The sequence below is a fragment of the Pseudomonas sp. GW822-FHT04H02 genome, assembly GCF_058800645.1.
Map to the genome: position 1 here is coordinate 701,574 of NZ_JBXAMM010000004.1, position 17,955 is coordinate 719,528.

13 protein-coding genes are annotated in these 17,955 nt (G+C 62.4%); 6 read left to right on the top strand and 7 right to left on the bottom strand.

Translation table 11 applies throughout. The features are described from left to right. Nucleotides 1–6 precede the first annotated feature (6 nt). The gene (locus tag AC1RMG_RS20615) at nucleotides 7–2,487 is read left to right on the top strand and encodes a fimbria/pilus outer membrane usher protein (RefSeq protein WP_493170107.1); all 2,481 of its coding nucleotides are present in this window, start codon (nucleotides 7–9) and stop codon (nucleotides 2,485–2,487) included. Nucleotides 2,488–2,491: 4 nt separating this feature from the next. Here the strand turns inward: AC1RMG_RS20615 and AC1RMG_RS20620 are convergent, their stop codons facing one another. From AC1RMG_RS20620 to AC1RMG_RS20630, 3 genes are all read right to left on the bottom strand, one after another. Continuing rightward, nucleotides 2,492–6,169 carry a translocation/assembly module TamB domain-containing protein gene (locus AC1RMG_RS20620; protein WP_493170109.1) on the bottom strand — a complete coding sequence of 1,226 codons (3,678 nt, stop codon included), beginning with the start codon at nucleotides 6,167–6,169 and terminating at the stop codon, nucleotides 2,492–2,494. Continuing rightward, nucleotides 6,166–7,893: an autotransporter assembly complex protein TamA gene (locus AC1RMG_RS20625; protein ID WP_015636311.1), complete on the bottom strand. Its 1,728-nt coding sequence runs from the start codon at nucleotides 7,891–7,893 to the stop codon at nucleotides 6,166–6,168. The genes AC1RMG_RS20620 and AC1RMG_RS20625 overlap by 4 nt, the downstream gene beginning before the upstream one ends. Before the next feature lie 65 nt (nucleotides 7,894–7,958). Then, entirely contained in the window at nucleotides 7,959–8,609 is a 651-nt protein-coding gene (locus AC1RMG_RS20630; RefSeq protein WP_011062214.1) for a GNAT family N-acetyltransferase, read from the bottom strand. Between the two features lie 176 nt (nucleotides 8,610–8,785). On the opposite strand from AC1RMG_RS20630, the gene xthA reads away from it, so the two are divergent. Next, nucleotides 8,786–9,598, top strand: a complete 813-nt coding sequence (xthA, locus tag AC1RMG_RS20635) for an exodeoxyribonuclease III (RefSeq protein ID WP_011062215.1) — start codon at nucleotides 8,786–8,788, stop codon at nucleotides 9,596–9,598. 47 nt (nucleotides 9,599–9,645) lie between these two features. Here xthA and AC1RMG_RS20640 read toward each other — a convergent pair whose 3' ends face one another. Further along, nucleotides 9,646–9,978 (bottom strand): DUF1508 domain-containing protein, encoded by a 333-nt coding sequence (locus AC1RMG_RS20640; protein ID WP_011062216.1) that lies wholly within the window; start codon nucleotides 9,976–9,978, stop codon nucleotides 9,646–9,648. Nucleotides 9,979–10,272: 294 nt separating this feature from the next. Between AC1RMG_RS20640 and AC1RMG_RS20645 the strand changes: the two genes are divergently transcribed. Continuing rightward, nucleotides 10,273–11,655: a substrate-binding domain-containing protein gene (locus tag AC1RMG_RS20645; protein WP_019092828.1), complete on the top strand. Its 1,383-nt coding sequence runs from the start codon at nucleotides 10,273–10,275 to the stop codon at nucleotides 11,653–11,655. A 42-nt stretch (nucleotides 11,656–11,697) separates the two neighbouring features. On the opposite strand, the gene AC1RMG_RS20650 is transcribed toward AC1RMG_RS20645, so the two are convergent. Beyond that, a complete protein-coding gene (locus AC1RMG_RS20650) occupies nucleotides 11,698–12,927 on the bottom strand; it encodes an acyl-CoA dehydrogenase (protein ID WP_493170111.1) in 1,230 nt (409 codons plus the stop codon). Nucleotides 12,928–13,106: 179 nt separating this feature from the next. Between AC1RMG_RS20650 and AC1RMG_RS20655 the strand changes: the two genes are divergently transcribed. The 3 genes from AC1RMG_RS20655 to AC1RMG_RS20665 all read left to right on the top strand — a co-directional run bounded on the left by AC1RMG_RS20655 (nucleotide 13,107) and on the right by AC1RMG_RS20665 (nucleotide 15,534). Beyond that, entirely contained in the window at nucleotides 13,107–14,042 is a 936-nt protein-coding gene (locus AC1RMG_RS20655; RefSeq protein ID WP_011062219.1) for a LysR family transcriptional regulator, read from the top strand. Nucleotides 14,043–14,167: 125 nt separating this feature from the next. Further along, on the top strand, nucleotides 14,168–14,572 hold the full coding sequence (locus tag AC1RMG_RS20660; protein ID WP_011062220.1) for a MerR family transcriptional regulator: 405 nt from the start codon (nucleotides 14,168–14,170) through the stop codon (nucleotides 14,570–14,572). 62 nt (nucleotides 14,573–14,634) lie between these two features. Beyond that, nucleotides 14,635–15,534, top strand: a complete 900-nt coding sequence (locus tag AC1RMG_RS20665; protein ID WP_047337304.1) for a hydroxymethylglutaryl-CoA lyase — start codon at nucleotides 14,635–14,637, stop codon at nucleotides 15,532–15,534. Nucleotides 15,535–15,917: 383 nt separating this feature from the next. Here AC1RMG_RS20665 and AC1RMG_RS20670 read toward each other — a convergent pair whose 3' ends face one another. Then, the gene (locus AC1RMG_RS20670) at nucleotides 15,918–16,139 is read right to left on the bottom strand and encodes a hypothetical protein (protein ID WP_125062762.1); all 222 of its coding nucleotides are present in this window, start codon (nucleotides 16,137–16,139) and stop codon (nucleotides 15,918–15,920) included. A 6-nt stretch (nucleotides 16,140–16,145) separates the two neighbouring features. Beyond that, nucleotides 16,146–17,849, bottom strand: a complete 1,704-nt coding sequence (locus tag AC1RMG_RS20675; protein ID WP_077934500.1) for an AMP-binding protein — start codon at nucleotides 17,847–17,849, stop codon at nucleotides 16,146–16,148. Nucleotides 17,850–17,955: the final 106 nt, after the last annotated feature.

A 17,955-nucleotide genomic window follows, 5' to 3' on the forward strand; every position in this document is an offset into this window, starting at 1 on the left:
TCCTGAATGTTTTTACTCAAGCGCGACGGATGGGCGCCGTTTTCGATTGCCCTGGTTTTCAGCTGCACCTGCCTTGCCGATGACGAAGAACAGTTCAATACCTCGTTTCTGCAAGGCGCAACGTCTTCTGTCGATCTGCAATCACTGCTCGCCAGCAGCCGCGTGCTGCCCGGCATCTATCGGGTGGACCTGTACGGCAACGAGACGCTGGTCGGGCGCCGCGACATCGATTTTCGTCGCCCTCCCGGCACGAACAAGGTCGAGGCCTGCCTGACTCTGGAGATGGTGCAGCAATTGGGGGTCGACATCGGCAAGCTGCAGGCCAGCGGCAAACTGAGCAGCGAAGATCCCGACACCTGCCTGGACCTGCCCGCCTTGATCGATCACGCCAGCGTGCGTTACGACGTGCCCCGTCTGCGCTTGATGGTCAGTGTCCCGCAAAGCGCCATGGCGCGTGGCCGACGTGGTTATGTCGACCCGGCCCTGTGGGACGAAGGCGTTCCCGCCGCGTTCATCAACTATCAGTTGAGCAGCAGCCGCAACGGCACTCAGGGTGAAAGCACCCTGTCCAACAACGTCGGCCTGCGCAACGGCATCAACCTCGGCGCCTGGCGCTTGCGTAACGAATCGAACTTCAACAGCAGCACCGGCCGCCCTAGCACATTCAAAAGTAACCGCAGCTATCTGCAACATGACGTGACTGCCCTGAAAGGCCAGTTCAGCGCCGGGGATATCTTTTCAGATGCCGACCTGTTCGACAGCGTGCGCTATCGCGGCCTGAAGTTGGCGTCCGACGACGGCATGCGTGCCGACAGCGAGCGCGGTTATGCGCCGATCATTCGCGGCATTGCGCAGTCCAGCGCCACCGTGGAGATCCGCCAGGACAGCTACCTTCTCTACACCGCCAATGTGCCGCCGGGGCCGTTCGAAATCAGCGATATCTACCCCAGCGGCTCCAACGGCGACCTGGAAGTGACGATTATCGAAGCCGATGGTCGCCGCCGGGTGACGGTGCAGGCATTTTCCAGCCTGCCGATCATGGTCCGTGAGGGCCAGTTGAAGTACAGCGTCTCGGCCGGCCAGTACAACAGCAACAGCGATGACCAGCAGTCACCACAATTTTTCAGCAGCACCCTGGCGTACGGCATCAGCAGTAACTTGTCCGGGATCGTCGGGGTGCAGGCCTCGGAAAACTTCAAGGCGCTGTCCGTCGGAGCTGGCCGCAATACGACTATCGGTGCCGTCTCACTGGACTTGACCCACTCCGTGAGCAGCACTTTCGGCGCAACCATCACCGGCAACAGCCTGCGCGCCCTGTATGCGAAGACGTTCACCGGCACCGACACCAACTTCACCCTCGCCGCCTATCGCTACTCGACCGAGGGCTATCGCACCCTCACCGAGCACGTCGAGGAACTGAGCAACGACGGTCACAAGCGTATCGGCAACTCGAAAACCCGTACCGACCTGACCGTCAACCAGAGCCTGGGCCGAAACCAGCGATACGGCAGCATCTACATCAACGCCAGCGACCAGCGTTACTGGGGACGCGGTGGTTCGCAAAGCCTGTCGGCGGGTTACAGCAACTATTGGGGCGATGTGAGCTACAACCTCGGCGCCACCTACTCCAAGGATGTCGGCAACTACGGGCCGGCGAACAATGACACGCTGGTGAACCTGTCCGTATCGTTCCCGCTGGGCTCCAAGCCTCGTGCACCCCGCGCCTTCGTCTCGGCCAGCACGCAGAAGTCCGGCGACACCACGCAAATGGGAATCAACGGCTATCTGTCGCAAGACAGCGACACCTATTACTCGGTGCAAGCCGGCAACAGCAGCACTGGAGGCAGCTCAGGCTCGGTCAACCTCAGTACCCGCACCTCGGTAATGGATATCAGTGCCGGCTACAGCCAGGGGCGCGGCTACAACTCGCAAAACCTTAACCTGTCAGGCTCGATCGTCGGCCATGGCGGCGGGATCAACCTGGGACAGACCGTGGGCGAGACGTTCGCGCTGGCGCAGGTCGAAGGCGTGGAAGGGGTGAAAATCGGCAGCTTCTCCGGAGCCAGGACCGGCAGCAACGGCTTCGCCGTGGTCCCCAATGCGCAGCCCTATCGCGTGAACTGGATCAACCTCGACACTCGAGACCTGGGCGCCGATATCGAGATCGACAGCGCGACCCGGCAAGTGGTGCCACGTCGTGGTGCCGTGGTGCTGGCGCGTTACATCAGCAAGACCGGACGGCGAGTGCAGTTCGCGCTGTTCGACGCCCGACACCAGCCGATTCCGTTTGGTGCGTCGCTCGAAGACAGCGCCGGCAAACAGTTGGCGATCTCTGACCCTGGTGGCAAGGCTCTGGCGCTGGTTGAAGCCGACGCCGGTACCCTGACCATCAACTGGCAGGGCCAGCGCTGTGAAGCGCCTTATGCGTTGCCCGAACGCAACACCGCGCTGAACTATGAGCGGGCGACACTGGTGTGCCGCCCCTGATTCCTCAGAAATCGCGCTTGTAAAAGATATCCAGGGAGCTGGCGAAACCGCTCGCCGCTTCCAGATAGACCTTCTTGCTCAGCTTGTAACGCAGAGCGATGGTACTGGCCGGCTCAAAGACCCCGACGCCATAGCGCAGGCTGAGCCTTTCGGAAATGGCGCCGCTGGCCACCACGCTGGTGTTGTTGCCGCTGCCCTGGGTATCGAGTTGGAAGTCCTGAATGCCCAGATTCTTGGCAATGCCGCCAGTCAGTTCCGAGCTGCCCATCAGCCCCAGCCCGAGAGCCGCCTGGGCCAGCATGTTGTTGTCTTCACCGGTGGATGTCAGCGGGCGCCCCAGGACCAGATAGGACAGCGCCTGCTCCTGGCTCATGGCCGGCTCCGAAAAGATCTGCGTCGCCGGTTGCTCGGCGCTGCCGCTCAGGCGGATGCCGGCAATCACGTCGTCAGTCTGGCGCACGGCCTCGATGTCCAGGTAAGGCTGGTCGATGGGGCCGGCAAACAGCAGCCGCGCACGACGCACGGTCAAGCGCTGGCCGTAGGCCCGATAGCGGCCGTCGTTGAGCCACAGCTCACCGCGGGTATCCATGTTGTCACCAATGTGCACGTGCCCCTGCAGGTTGGCAGTCAGGCCGAAACCGCTGAAGGCCAGCTTGTCCTGGCCCACCTCCACATCGATGTTCATAGCCATGGCCATGGGCTTTTTGCCGTCGTCGGTCTGCTGGCCGACGATCACCGTGTCGTCGGAGACCTTGACCGTCGAGGGCGGCAATTCGCGCACGGTGATCTGGCCCTTGGGGATCAGCACCTTGCCGGCAATCGCCAGCTTGTCTTCCTGCAGCGAGATCTTCAGGTCCGGCGCCACCTCCAGCGCTGCATAGGGCTCCACCGTCACCGGCAGTTGGGTGCCCTTGAGGCTCAGGTCCACCAATAGCGCCCGGCCCCAAGCGATGTTGCCATTGAGGCTGCCCTGCCCGGCCTTGCCGCTTTTCCAGCCGCCGTTGAGCTGCACGCTCTCGCCAGCGATCTGCGCGCTCAGTTGCAGGTCTTCAAGGCTGATGGGCAACTCGGAGCCGGACACCTCGCCCCCGGACAACTGCACGTTGCCGTTGACCTGAGGCGCCAGCAGGCCGCCAGACAAACGACCGCTGCCATTGAGGCTGCCGCTGAGCTTTTCCACCATGGGCACGAACGGCCGCGCCACGGACAGATCCAGGCCACTGAGGCGGAAATCACCGGACAGCGGTTTGCTTTTCGGCAACGGATTGATCTGCGCCTGGAGCATCAGCTCACCCAGTTTGCCGCCGTCGAACTGCAACTGCGTGTCGATGCGCCGCGGGGTGAGGCGGGTATTGAGCTTCAACGCCTGATAGGGGAAATCCAGCCACTGGTCCTTTTCCTTGACCCGCAGGGTGCCACCGCTGGCGTCCAGCATGATCTGGCCCTGGGGCCCGCTGGCCGGCAAGTCCAGCTGCACATCGGCATTGAGCATGCCCTTCCAGGCGAAATCCTTGGGCAGCCACTGCGCCAGGCTGTCTAGGGGGAAACGCTTGAGGTGATAACGCAGTTTCGGGTCCGGCATCAGCCGCTGGTCTTCACCGCACAGGCTGGCATCGCCGCTGGCCCAGCAGTGGGCACCGAAGTTCAGCGTGCCGTTGGCCAGCCGCTCAAGCCGGGCCGGGTTCTGCAGCTTCCAATCCTGGCCGCCGGTCTGTACATCACCGCTGGCCAGGCGCCCGCGCCAGTTGCCCTGGTCCAGGACGCCATCCAGGCCCAGGGCCAGTTTCAACAGCGGTCCTTGCAGGTCCAGTTGCAGTTTCTGTTTCTTGATGTCGCCCTGGCCGGCCAGGGTCAGGGTCCCCAACTGCGTGTCGCCCAGTTGAATCCCGCTGCCCTTGAGGTCCACCTGGGCCTTTTGCGCACCATCCAGAGTGGCGTCCAACTTGAGGTTCTGCAGGCGGTTTTCGGCAAAGGCCAGTTGCTGCCCGGCCAGGTCCAGCTTGCCCTGTGGCGCCTTGAGGGTGCCGGCCAGGTCCAGCCGACCGTTGAGCTGCCCACGCAACTCGGGCCAGAGCTGACCCAGGCGCGGCATCTTGATCTCCAGCTGGCCGGCGATCTTCTGTTGCAGGCTGCCGGAGCCGTTGATCCGGTTGTCTCCCAGGCGGATGTCCAGCGCGCCCAGGGTCCATTGCTCGCCCGCTCCGTCGGCCTTGGCCTGGAGAACCGCCGGCTGTCCGCGTAAGCGTCCCTTGAGGTCGAGGTTGGCATTGAGCTTGAGTTGCTGGTTCTTCATTTCGCCTTGGCTGCGCAGGGGGCCGGCCAGGGTTCCGGGCAGCTCCGCCACCCAGTACGCGGGGTTGATGGCCGACAGATCCAGGGCGGTATCCCAGGCAATGCCGTCGGCGAACTGCAGGTTCAGGTGGCCCTCGGCCTTGCCCTGGCCCGCCGCCAGCTTGAACTGCGGCAGATAGATTTTCGTCAGGTCGCCGCTGAACGGGCTGCTCAGGCTGAACGCGCCTGCCGGGCCGTCCAGGTCGCCCTTGAAGTTGCCCAGGTAGTTACCGTCACGGTAAGCCACTTCGGCATCAAAACTGCGGACCCGCACCGCCGGCTCGTCAATCAGCGGATACAGGCGGTGCCAGGGGAAGTCCAGCCAGGCCAGCTTGGCCTCGGCGGCGAAACCTTCGCTCCAGTCCAGTTGCCCACTGAGCTTGAGGTGTTGCTTGTCGTTGGCGCTCAGGTCCAGAGCGGCAATCTGTGCGCCCTTGGCGTCGACCTTGCCTTGCAGCAACAGGGCCACCGGGCCCTGCTCCGCCGGCAGGCTGGCCTTGCCGGCGAGCTGGTAGCCGCTTTTCAGGTCGCCCTGGCCAGTCAGTTCCAGCTGATCCAGTTGCAGGGTGTCCGGCAGATCGGCGCTGGCCTTGAACCCGTCGGCAGTGATGCGCACCTGGGCCGGCAGGTTCTCCACCAGGGGCTGCAACTGGCCGCTCAATTGCCCTTGCAGGTAGCCACTGCTGTCGGCATTGAGCTGCAGAGTCTTGAGCAGGTCGCCTTCAACCTTCAACGCCAGGGACCAGGGACCACCGCCGGGAGCGGGCAAGCCGAGGTTGCCCTGGGCGGTCAGGGGCCAGTCGCCACTGGGTTGCAGCAGCCCGGAAAGGTCCAGACTCAGGTCATCGCGCTTTAGGTGCAAAGAGTCGATCTGCAGGCCTTGGGCAGTCCAGTGCGCCGCCAGCTGCAGGGTCTTGAGTTCTTCACTGCCATTGAACAGCAGGCTGCCCACACGCACTTGCCCCAACTCGATGGCCAACGGCAGCTTCAGTTCCGGCAGGCTGATGGGCTCCGAACTGGTTTCGGTTTCGCCGCTCGGAGGGAACAGCAGGCTGACCTGATCGGCTTCCAACTGCTCGATGCACAGGGTCATGCGCAGCAGGCAGCCGGGCGACCAGGTGAACTGCACGGCGTTGAGCTCGACCCGGTTGCCCTCCTGTTGCCAGAGCAAATGATCGGCGCTCCAGTGCCCGCCAAGGCGGCCCTCGAAATTGTCCAGGGTCAGCCCCGGCACTCGCGCCAGGGCCCAGCGGCTGCCAGCCTGGGTTCCGAGTACGCTGGCCAAGGCCAGAATGATCAGGATCACCAGCGCAACAATCGCCAGCAGCGTTATCTTCAAACCACGCTTCAAAGCTCTGGCCCCATGGAAAAGTGCAAACGAATACCGCCGTCGTCATTCATCGCGTGGGCCAGGTCGACCCGGATCGGTCCCACTGGCGAAACCCAGCGTACGCCGACGCCCACCCCGGTCTTGAGGTTAGGCAGCTCCAGCTTGTTGAAAGAGTTGCCCTGGTCGACAAAGGTCGCGATCCGCCATTTCTCGGCGATCGAATACTGGTACTCGACGCTACCGGCCACCATGTAGCGGCCGCCGATGCGATCGCCTTCGGAGTTTTCCGGTGACAGGGTCTGATAGTCGTAGCCCCGAACGCTCTGGTCGCCACCGGCAAAGAAGCGCAAGGACGGCGGAATCGACTTGTAGCCATTGGTGGCACTGCCACCGAACTGCACTCGCCCGAGAAAGCGGTGGTTGTCCCAGACCGTGGTCAGGCCCTTGAGCAGCACCGTGCCATACAGCAGGTTGGTGTCGGAACCGACCCCTTCCTTGGCCAGCTTGGTATCGAACTGAATGCGATAGCCGTTATGCGGGTCGATGCGATTGTCGCTGCGCAGGTAGGAATAAGTCAGGCCAGGCATCAGCAGATTACTCAGGCCCGAGTCGTCCCCGAGGCGATATTCCTCTCGCTGATACTTCAGCGACAGCACCCGCTGCCAGCCGCTGGGCAACTTGCTGTGCCACTCGGGACCGATGGTGAGCAACTTACTCAGGGTATCGGTGCCGGCAATCTCTTCATTCTGGTAACCACCGGCGAACCGCAGCTTGTCGGTCAGAGGCGGGTCCAGGGGAATGTCGTACCACAGGCCGACGTTCTGCCGCGGGGCAGAAACTTCCGCCTCCCAGCCGTAACTGTGGCCCTGGGGGTTGACCCAGTGCCGGGTCCAGTTGGCCTTGACCCGCGGCCCTACGTCGGTGGAATAGCCGAGGCCGAGGCCCATGGTCCGGGGCTTGCGGGTTTCCAGCTGGACCGCCACCGGAATCACCTCGTGCTCGGCGGCAGTAGGCGCGGCGTCCACCCGCACGCCCTCGAAGTAGCCGCTCGACTGCAGGGCCTGGTTGAGTTCGGCAATCAGTTCGGAGTCATAGGGCGCGCCGGCCTTGAACGGCACCATGCGCCGCAACAGGTCTTCATCGAACAGGGAGTCGCCGCTAAAGCTGACCTTGCCCAGCGCGTAGCGCGGGCCGCTGTCATAGACCAGGTCGATGTCCGCGACACCTGCCTGGGGGTCCACCGACAGTTTCTGCTGGGTAAAGCGCCCGCTGAAAAAGCCATAGCGCGAAGCCTGGTTCTGGATCAGGCGCTTGGCGTCTTCGTAATGGCCATGATTGAGCACGGCACCAGGCTTGAGCTGGTCGCCGTCGGGAAGGCGAAACGACTTGAGGGAGGCCGCCGGGCCTTCGACCCGGACTGTCACGTTGCGCAGGTGCACCGGTTCGCCGGGGTCGATCCGCAACGTCAGGCGCGGTTTGTCACCGCCACGCACCTCACTCTGGATATGCGGTTGGTAGTAGCCCAGGGCCTGGGCGGCTTTCTTCGCCTGCTCCTCGGCGCCCCGGCTGAACCGCAGCAAGGCTTCTTCATCGCGATCGCCGACACTGCCAATGTAACCCTCCACATTGGCCTTCAACTCGTCATTGGCGGGCTTGACCCTGACATCCAATTCGCTCTGCGCCAGCGCCGCACAGCTTGTGAACAACAGCAAAAAGCCGCTGGTAAATCTTCCTGGAAACTTCATAGGCGCGGATGCTATCACGAGCTTGGGAGGGCGATAGAGCGCTCAGGTGCACGGAAAGTTCTATATCAGGCTGTTGCTCTTTGTAAGTGCTGCGGGTTGGGGTGAAAAAATACATGCTCACGCACCGGCCCCACCGCAATCTCACCGATCTCTTCATAGCCCTGACGCTTGTAGAACTCCAGGTAACGCGGATTGCCGGTGTCCAGCACCACACCCTGGGAATGCTCGTCCACGGCGCACCAGTTGTGCACCGCCGCCAGCAATTGCTCGCCGAAATGCTGGCCCTGAAACTGCGGATGTACCCCCAGCAGCGGCAGCACATGCACCGCATCATTGGGCAGGCAGGCCTGCACCGCCTGGTGATACTCCAGATAGCGCTGGGTGCAGCGAAACCCGGTGCTGAGCACCATACGCAGGCGCCAGGCCCAACTTTCGGTGATGCCCAGGCGCCGTTGCGGCGGCGCGATCAGGGCGATACCGATCAGCCGGTCATTGACCAGCAGGCCGATGGCCGGCAGGTCCTGAAGAAAATGCTGCTTCACCAATTCGCGCACTGTGGCTCGTACCCGCTGTTCGTAGCCGGGGCGATCGGCTTCGAAAATGAAGCCGAAGGTCGGCTCATGGCGGTAGGCCTGGTACAGCAGCGACCGCGCTTCGCGGGAATAGCCGCTGTCGAGCTGGTGAATATCGGCGATGACATTGGAGGAATCAGGCATGACGGTCACTCTCCCCTGGACCCGGCTCAAATGGCCGCGTTCTTGTTAGTACGAGCCCTGCGCGCCGCTGATCGTTCCCGCGCCCCTGGGACATTAGCAGCGCATCCGCCACGCCGCCACGCTGGCCGGCCCGGGCGTTGTCAGCTAGCATCGCTGTTTTGCCAGGACCGCCGACCATGAAAATCGTCTCGTTCAATATCAACGGGCTGCGTGCCCGCCCCCATCAGCTGGCGGCGCTGATCGACAAACACCAGCCGGACGTGATCGGCCTGCAGGAAACCAAGGTCGCCGACGAACAGTTCCCCCTTGCCGACATCCAGGCCCTGGGCTACCACGTGCATTACCACGGCCAGAAAGGCCATTACGGCGTAGCCCTGCTCTCGCGCCAGGCACCGTTGGCCCTGCATAAAGGCTTTGAAGGTGACGACGAGGACGCCCAGCGGCGCTTTATCTGGGGCACCTTCGCCGATGCCAACGGCACCCCGGTGACCATCATGAACGGCTACTTCCCCCAGGGCGAAAGCCGCGACCATCCCACCAAATTCCCGGCCAAAGAGCGCTTCTACCAGGATCTGCAGCACCTGCTGGAAAGCCGTTTCAGCAATGACCAGCCCCTGGTGGTGATGGGCGATGTGAACATTTCCCCGGAAGATTGCGACATTGGCATCGGCGCCGAGAACGCCAAGCGCTGGCTGAAGACCGGCAAGTGCAGCTTCCTGCCGGAAGAGCGCGAGTGGATGGCCCGCCTGAAGAACTGGGGCCTGGTGGACAGCTTTCGTCACCTGAACCCCGAGGTGAACGACCGCTTCAGCTGGTTCGACTACCGCAGCCGCGGCTTCGAGGATGAACCCAAGCGCGGCCTGCGCATCGACCTGATCATGGCTTCCCAGGGGTTGTTGCCACGGGTCAAGGACGCTGGGGTCGACTATGAACTGCGGGGCATGGAAAAACCTTCGGACCATGCGCCGATCTGGCTCGAACTGGGCTGATCCACAGGCACAAAAAAGCCCATCTGCCGATGGGCTTTTTTTTGCGGTTACAGCTGTATGTGCTCGACCCGCTCCGTGGTACCGGCACTGGCGATAGCGCTGATGGCGCTCTCGAGGGTGGCTTCCGAATCGTACAAGTGGCTGACCAGAATCACTTCCTTACCGGACTTGAGCTTGAAAAAAGGTTTGCCGCCCGACGAAATTTTCTTGACGTAGCGTTCCGGGGAAGCGCAGTGTGCGCGGAACAGGCCGAGAGCCGCCTCGGCACTGTCCCGGCAAGGGTAGCGGTCGCTTTGAAGCATGGTCTGCGCCTCCTTTGTCTTCAGCAAGAATCTGCATGCACCACTGCCATACTGCTTCAGCTCGAACCAGGCACTCATTTGTAACTCCTTTGCACACTACGAAATAGCAGCTCAACACTGCCGAGGCATCCGCGGGGGATGACGCGTTGGCAGTCGCCCCAATCCCCGCCAGACAAAGTTGCCCACTCTACGCGTCGTTCCGAGGTTGGTCTTTAGGACAAATCTCAAAAAATCTAGAGAAAACAGCTATTTATGATGTAGGACTTTCGCCATTTCTCTGCAAATAGCCCCGTCCGTCACATCCCTGTCACCTCCCTGACTTAATGTCCCCAGCACTTACCTCCTCCCTCTATATAGAAGGCCAGTGCCGCCATGCCCCGCGCTTCCACCGTCAGCGAACGAGATATCTGGTGCCGGACCATCAGCCTGTTTCTGATCGGTTTCGTTTGCTACGCCCTGCCCTGGTCGGTATTCGCCGCCCTGCCCCCAGCCCCGGACAATGCGCCCGTCCTGCGCATCCAAGGCTCCAATACCATCGGCGCCCGGCTGGGCCCGGCCCTGGTCAAGGGCCTGATGGAAGAACAGGGCCTGCGCGATATCAGGATCACCGCCAGTGGCAAAGACAATGAACAACAGGTGGTGGGGCAAACCGCCCAGGGCCGAGCGGTGCGGGTGGAAGTGGCCGCCCACGGTTCGAGTACCGGCTTTGCCGCTCTGAAAACCGCCCGGGCCGACCTGGCCGCCGCTTCACGGCCGATCAAGGACAGCGAGCTGGTGGACCTTGAAAGCCTGGGGGACCTGAAAAGCCCCAGCGCCGAACAGGTGATCGCCATCGACGGGCTGGCAATCATCCTGCATCCGCACAACCCGCTGAACCAACTGAACACCGAGCAACTGGCCCGGCTGTTCAGCGGCGAAGCCAGGACCTGGGAAGAACTGGGTGGCATTGGCGGCGCGGTACATCTCTATGCCCGGGATGACCAGTCCGGCACCTACGACACCTTCAAGGAGCTGGTACTCAGCCGTCGCGGCAAGACCCTGGGCCCCGGCGCAAAACGTTTCGAATCCAGCGAGCAGTTGTCCGACGCAGTCAGCCATGACCCCCAGGGCATAGGTTTCATCGGCCTGCCCTATGTGCGCCAGGCCAAGGCGGTGGCCATTGTCGACGGCGACTCACAGCCGATGCTGCCGCTCAACAGCCTGATCGCCACCGAGGATTACCCGCTGTCACGGCGCCTGTATCTGTACCTGCCGCCCAATGGGCAGAACCCCTGGGCCGATGCCCTGGTGAGCTTTGCCCAGGGCAGCAAGGGCCAGGCCATCGTCGCCGCCAACGGTTTTATCGCCCAGACCGTGCAGGCCATGCGTGTCGCTCCCGGCCCGCAGATGCCGGAGGCTTATCAGGCGCTCACCCGCCAGGCGCAGCGCCTGACGGTCAACTTTCGTTTTGAGGAAGGCAGCGCCAGCCTGGACAACAAGGCCCGCCAGGACCTCAATCGGGTACTGGATTACCTGCGCCAGCACGGCAAGATGAACCGCCAGGTGACCCTGGCCGGCTTCGGTGACGCCAAGAACGATCCGGCCCGCGCGGCCCTGCTGTCCAAACTGCGGGCCATGGCGGTACGCCGGGAACTGGTGAAGAGCGGCGTGGTGTTTCGCGAGATTCGCGGCTTTGGCGCCGAGCTGCCGGTAGCGGCCAACAGTGCCGACGAAGGGCGGATCAAGAACCGCCGCGTGGAGGTCTGGGTGTACTGAACTCACAGCGGCCGGCCTTTCGACAGGCCGGCCGCATCGCCCTCAATGCCCGCTGCGCATCAGCTCCTTGGGTACATACTTGCCGATTTCATACTTGCCGATCGCCGCGCGGTGCACCTCATCCGGGCCGTCGGCCAGGCGCAAGGTACGCTGCATCGCATACATGTAGGCCAGCGGGAAGTCGTTGGAGACCCCGGCCCCGCCGTGGATCTGGATCGCCCGGTCGATCACCCGCAGGGCCACGTTCGGCGCCACGACCTTGATCTGGGCAATCTCGCTCTTGGCCACCTTGTTGCCCACGGTGTCCATCATGTACGCGGCCTTCAGCGTCAGCAGCCGGGCCATGTCGATCTCCATCCGCGAGTCGGCGATCTTGTCGATGTTGCCCCCCAGGCGCGCCAGCGGCTTGCCAAAGGCAGTACGGTTCACCGAACGCTTGCACATCAGTTCCAGCGCCCGCTCCGCCATGCCGATGGAACGCATGCAGTGGTGGATCCGGCCCGGGCCAAGGCGGCCCTGGGCAATCTCGAAACCACGGCCCTCACCCAGCAGCACGTTCTCGTAGGGCACCCGGACACTGTCGAACAGCACTTCGGCGTGGCCATGGGGTGCGTCGTCGTAGCCGAACACCGGCAACGGGCGAACAATCTTCACCCCGGGGGTATCCACCGGCACCAGGATCATCGAGTGCTGTTGATGGCGCGGCGCATCCGGGTTGCTCAGGCCCATGAAGATCAGGATCTTGCAGCGTGGGTCGCAGGCGCCCGAGGTCCACCATTTCTTGCCGTTGATCAGCCACTGGTCGCCGTCGCGTACCGCACGGGCCGCCATGTTGGTGGCATCGGAGGACGCCACGTCCGGCTCGGTCATGGCGAACGCGGAACGGATCTCGCCGCGCAGCAATGGCTCCAGCCAGCGCTGTTTCTGCTCTTCGTTGGCGTAGCGCACCAGCACTTCCATGTTGCCGGTATCCGGTGCCGAGCAGTTGAAGGGTTCCGGGCCCAACAACGACCGCCCCATGATTTCCGCCAGCGGCGCGTACTCAAGGTTGGTCAGGCCTGCCCCCAACTCCGACTCAGGCAGAAACAAATTCCATAGCCCGGCCTCCTTGGCCTTGAGTTTCAGCTCTTCCATGATGGCGGTCGGCTGCCAGCGATCGCCTTCGGCAACCTGACGCTCGAAGACCGCTTCAGCCGGATAAACATAGGCATCCATGAACGCGGTGACACGCTCACGCAGTTCCTGAACCTTGGGGGAATAGGCGAATTCCATGGGCAGCTCTACCTTTGTGACGATCGGGTGTTGGAGGACTGAAATCGATGCTAGATCAGCTACGAAAATTTACCTAGCCTATTCTCGGCGTGTATTAACATTCATCACCGATATATGATCGGCTGATCCGACAGGCTTCCGAGCCCTCCCACAGGCCCTAACAATAAGAGTGCAGCGCAATGAATCTGAGCAAGGTCGATCTCAACCTCTTCATCGTTTTCGATGCGATCTACACCGAAGCCAACCTGACCCGTGCAGGGCAGATCGTCGGCATCACCCAACCGGCGGTATCCAACGCCCTGGCACGCCTGCGCGAGACCTTCAACGACCCGCTCTTCGTGCGTACCGCCCAGGGCATGGTGCCCACGCCCATGGCGCAGAACATCATCGGGCCGGTGCGCAATGCCCTGTCGCTGCTGCGGGTTTCGGTCCAGGAAAGTCGCATTTTCAACCCCCTGCAAGCGGTCAAGACCTACCGCATCAGCATGACCGACCTCACCGAAGCGGTGATCCTGCCCCCACTGTTCCAGCGCCTGCGGCGCCTGGCGCCGGCGGTGATCATCGAAAGCTTTCTCTCCAAGCGTCGGGAAACCACCAAGGAGCTGGCAGCCGGGCGCCTGGACTTTGCCGTTGACGCACCGCTCAATACCGACCCCCAGGTGCGTCACGTCAAGCTGATGGAAGACCGCTATGTGTGCGCCATGCGCAAGGGCCACCCGCTGGCGGGCAAGGAAAAATTCAGCCTGGACGATTACCTGTCCCTGACCCACATCCATATCTCCAGCCGCCGCAGCGGCCTCGGGCATGTCGACCTGGCCCTGGGCAAGATGGGTATCCAGCGCAAGATCGCCCTGCGCTCCCAGCATTACCTGATGGCTTCCCAGGTGCTGCAGCAGACCGACATGGTGATGACCGTACCGGAGCGCTTTGCCCGTCGCCATGAACTGCACGCGTTCAACCTGCCGGTCAATGATGTCCCGCCGGTGGAAACCCACCTGTACTGGCACGAGAGCACCGACCAGGACCCGGCCAACCGCTGGATGCGCGAGCAGATGATCGAGCTCTGCCAGCAGGTCACGGCCTACGAAAAGAAGCTCGACCAGCAGACCGCCTGAGCCCTTTCGCCGGCAAGCCCTCACTGCAGGAGCCGGCTTGCCGGCGAACGGGATCGGCTCGGACTGCTTGACGTATACGTCAACCTGCCTTTAGCTTAGCGCCAAGCCCCCTCTTGAGCGCCTCCATGAGCAGCCAGACCTACAGCATTTCCGACCTCGCCCGCGAGCTCGACATCACCACCCGGGCCATCCGCTTCTATGAAGAGCAGGGCCTGCTGGCTCCCGAACGCCGTGGCCAGGAGCGCATCTATTCGCCCCGGGACAAGGTCAGCCTGAAACTTATCCTGCGGGGCAAGCGCATCGGCTTTTCCCTGGCCGAGTGCCGCGAACTGATCGAGCTCTACGACCCGAGCAGCGGCAACCTGAAGCAGCTGCACAGCATGCTGGCGAAAATCGCCGAGCGTCGCGAACAGCTCGAACAGCAATTGCTCGACATCGAACAGATGAAGCTGGAACTGGACACCGCCGAAGAGCGCTGCACCCAGGCGCTGGAGCAGACCATCCTGAACCAGAAAAGCACCGCCCGATAATCATCGGCACACCTGCGCCCGGGCGCCGGTATCCGCCACTCCCTATAAGAAGGTGAACCTCTATGTCACTCCCCAGCCATGTACGCCTGATCGAAGTCGGCCCCCGCGACGGCCTGCAGAACGAAGCCCAGCCCATCAGCGTCGAAGACAAGGTGCAATTGGTGGATGCCCTCACCGCCGCCGGCCTGGGCTACATAGAAGTCGGCAGTTTCGTGTCTCCCAAATGGGTGCCGCAGATGGCCGGTTCAGCCGAGGTCTTCGCCCGTATCCAGCGCAAGCCCGGGGTTGTCTATGGCGCACTGGCGCCCAACCTGCGGGGGTTCGAAGATGCCCTGGCGGCTGGGGTCAAGGAAGTGGCGGTGTTCGCCGCGGCCTCGCAAGCCTTCTCCCAGCGCAACATCAACTGCTCCATCAGCGAAAGCCTGGAACGCTTCGTGCCGATCATGGACGCCGCCAAGCAGCACGGCATCAGCGTGCGCGGTTACGTGTCGTGCGTGCTGGGCTGCCCTTATGAAGGTGAAGTGGCCCCGGAACAGGTGGCCATGGTCGCCCGCGAGCTGCATGACATGGGCTGTTACGAGGTCTCTCTGGGCGACACCATCGGTACCGGCACCGCCGGTGCCACCCGGCGCATGTTCGAGGTGGTGGGCGCCCAGGTACCACGGGAAAAACTCGCCGGGCACTTCCACGACACCTACGGCCAGGCCCTGGCCAATGTCTACGCCAGCCTGCTGGAAGGCATCGCGGTGTTCGACAGCTCCATCGCCGGCCTCGGCGGCTGCCCCTATGCCAAGGGCGCCAGCGGAAACGTCGCCACCGAAGACGTGCTCTACCTGCTCAATGGCCTGGGCATCCATACCGGTATCGACATGGACCGCCTGATCGACGCCGGCCGGCAGATCTGTAACGTGCTGGGGCGCCCCACCGGCTCCCGCGTGGCCAAGGCGCGTAACGCCAGCTGAGGTATTGTGCGGCCGGGTGTTACCGGCCACTCCGATCTGGGGCGGGAACGAGTAACACGGAAACAGTTTGTCGAATTTGTTGCGGTACAGATTGTCCTACAAAATTATCAAGTCATTGATTTTAAATGACTTTAAAAAGTTGGCACGGCTTCTGCTATCTCTATGGCATAACAAGAATAAAAAGCAGCAAACCTAATAAAAATAAGACGTAACGACTCTGAGATAACAAAAACAACACGGCAGAGACGCAGCTAACAGATTTTTTTGGAGAGGATGCACTGTGCAGGAGGGCTTGCAAGAGCCACCCGCAACCGGTCAGAGAACAATAAAACTACCCTGAGGTAGTTCCCGAACTGGTTGGATCGCCCTGGCGACACATTGAATCAGCGCTCAAAAAAATACGTTTGCTCTTGATCCCGGATGGGGATCGCCAAAAACAGCAGTAAAGGGCAACGGTTGCCAAAAACAACAATAGACCGCCCCTCAATAATAAAAAAAGAGCACGCAACGACAAAATTAAAGGGGAGCTTCGGCTCCCCTTTGTGCTTTCTGCGATCCCTCTTTGCTGCCCATAAAGCGTGCACCGGCGCCGATGCACGCTCCATCCGGGTTCACCCCTTGTTCATGCGCTCACGCAGCTCCTCGATGCTGATTTCGCGCATGCGGAACTTCTGGATCTTACCGGTCACGGTCATGGGAAACTCTTCAACGAACTTGAAGTAACGCGGCGTCTTGAAGTGCGCGATACGCTCCTTGCACCAGGTCTGCAGCTCCAGCTCATTGGCCGAATGGCCGGGGTGGAACTTGATCCAGGCGACGATCTCCTCGCCGTACCTGTCGCAGGGGATGCCGATTACCTGCACATCGGCCACCGCAGGATGGGTGAAGAAGAACTCTTCCAGCTCTCGCGGATAAATGTTCTCGCCACCGCGAATGATCATGTCCTTGTTGCGCCCGGCAATGCACACGTACCCCTGCTGGTTCATGGTGGCCAGGTCACCGGTATGCATCCAGCCGGCCTGATCGATGGACTCGCGGGTGCCCTCAGGGTTGTTCCAGTAACCGAGCATGACGCTGTAGCCCCGGGTGCACAGCTCACCGATGGTGCCGCGGGGCACCACATTGCCGGCCTCGTCGATGATCTTGCTCTCCAGGTGCGGCTGGGTCCGGCCCACGGTGGTCACCCGCAGTTCCAGGTCGTCGTCCGGCCCGGTCTGCAGCGACACCGGGCTGGTTTCGGTCATGCCGTAGGCGATCTGCACTTCGCTCATGTGCATTTCGCTGATCACCCGGCGCATCACTTCGATCGGGCAGGTGGCCCCGGCCATGATCCCGGTCCGCAGGCTCGACAGGTCGAACTCGCTGCGGCGGGGCTGATCGAGCACAGCGATAAACATCGTGGGTACGCCGTACAGGCCGGTGGCGCGCTCTTCGGCCACCGCAGTCAAGGTCAGCAGCGGGTCAAAGGCGTCATTGGGATAGATCATGGTGGTGCCGTGGGTGATGCACCCCAGGTTGCCCATGACCATGCCGAAGCAGTGGTACAGCGGCACCGGGATCACCAGCCGGTCGGCAGCAGTCAGGCCCAGGCTCTCCCCCACCATGTAACCGTTGTTGAGGATGTTGTAGTGGCTCAGGGTCGCGCCCTTGGGGAAACCGGTGGTGCCGGAGGTGTACTGGATATTCACCGGCTGGTCGAAATCCAGGCTGTCCTGGCGCGCCTGCAACTGCTCGGCCGTGGCCCCCGCCCCCAGCGCCGATAGCTGCGACCAGGGCAGGAAACCCGACGGCGGCTGCGCATCCAGGCTGATCACCCCGCGCAGCTCGGGTAACCGCTCGCTGTGCAATTGGCCGATGGACTGTTCCGCCAGCTCGGGCACCAGGCCCTGGAGCATGCCGTGGTAATCGGACGTCTTGAAGGCTCCGGCGCAGATCAGCCACTGGCAGCCGGACTGCCTGAGCACATACTCCAGCTCGGAACTGCGGTAGGCCGGATTGATGTTCACCAGAATCGCGCCGATCTTGGCGCTGGCGAACTGGGCGATGCACCACTGGGCGCAGTTGGGGGCCCAGATCCCCAGGCGATCGCCGGTCTTGAGCCCCAGGGCCAGCAGCGCCCGGGCATGCAGGTCGACCGCCTCGCGCAGTTGCTGCCAGGTGTAGCGCAGCTGCTGGTGGCGCACCACCAGAGCCTCGCCCTGGGGATAGGCGGCGGCGGTGTTATCGAAAGCCTGGCCGATGGTCAACGCCAGCAGCGGCTGGTCTTGCGTACCACGGGTGTAACTGCGATCCGGCTGGAAACCCGAGTGTTCCATGACGACCCCTATTGTCTTTATTAGTGGGTGTGCAGGAGCCAGGCGAAAGGTGCAAAACAGCCTGGCTCCAATCGAAAGCCTCGCTACTCTGGCGCAAGTTGACGTT

Excerpts from the sequence above, each read along its gene's own strand:
- AC1RMG_RS20675 (WP_077934500.1), bottom strand. The coding sequence starts at position 17,849 with ATGGAACACTCGGGTTTCCAGCCGGATCGCAGTTACACCCGTGGTACG.
- AC1RMG_RS20625 (WP_015636311.1), bottom strand. The coding sequence starts at position 7,893 with ATGAAGTTTCCAGGAAGATTTACCAGCGGCTTTTTGCTGTTGTTCACA.
- AC1RMG_RS20665 (WP_047337304.1), top strand. The coding sequence starts at position 14,635 with ATGTCACTCCCCAGCCATGTACGCCTGATCGAAGTCGGCCCCCGCGAC.
- xthA (WP_011062215.1), top strand. The coding sequence starts at position 8,786 with ATGAAAATCGTCTCGTTCAATATCAACGGGCTGCGTGCCCGCCCCCAT.
- AC1RMG_RS20630 (WP_011062214.1), bottom strand. The coding sequence starts at position 8,609 with ATGCCTGATTCCTCCAATGTCATCGCCGATATTCACCAGCTCGACAGC.
- AC1RMG_RS20645 (WP_019092828.1), top strand. The coding sequence starts at position 10,273 with ATGCCCCGCGCTTCCACCGTCAGCGAACGAGATATCTGGTGCCGGACC.
- AC1RMG_RS20615 (WP_493170107.1), top strand. The coding sequence starts at position 7 with ATGTTTTTACTCAAGCGCGACGGATGGGCGCCGTTTTCGATTGCCCTG.
- AC1RMG_RS20670 (WP_125062762.1), bottom strand. The coding sequence starts at position 16,139 with ATGGAGCGTGCATCGGCGCCGGTGCACGCTTTATGGGCAGCAAAGAGG.
- AC1RMG_RS20655 (WP_011062219.1), top strand. The coding sequence starts at position 13,107 with ATGAATCTGAGCAAGGTCGATCTCAACCTCTTCATCGTTTTCGATGCG.
- AC1RMG_RS20640 (WP_011062216.1), bottom strand. The coding sequence starts at position 9,978 with ATGAGTGCCTGGTTCGAGCTGAAGCAGTATGGCAGTGGTGCATGCAGA.
- AC1RMG_RS20660 (WP_011062220.1), top strand. The coding sequence starts at position 14,168 with ATGAGCAGCCAGACCTACAGCATTTCCGACCTCGCCCGCGAGCTCGAC.
- AC1RMG_RS20650 (WP_493170111.1), bottom strand. The coding sequence starts at position 12,927 with ATGGAATTCGCCTATTCCCCCAAGGTTCAGGAACTGCGTGAGCGTGTC.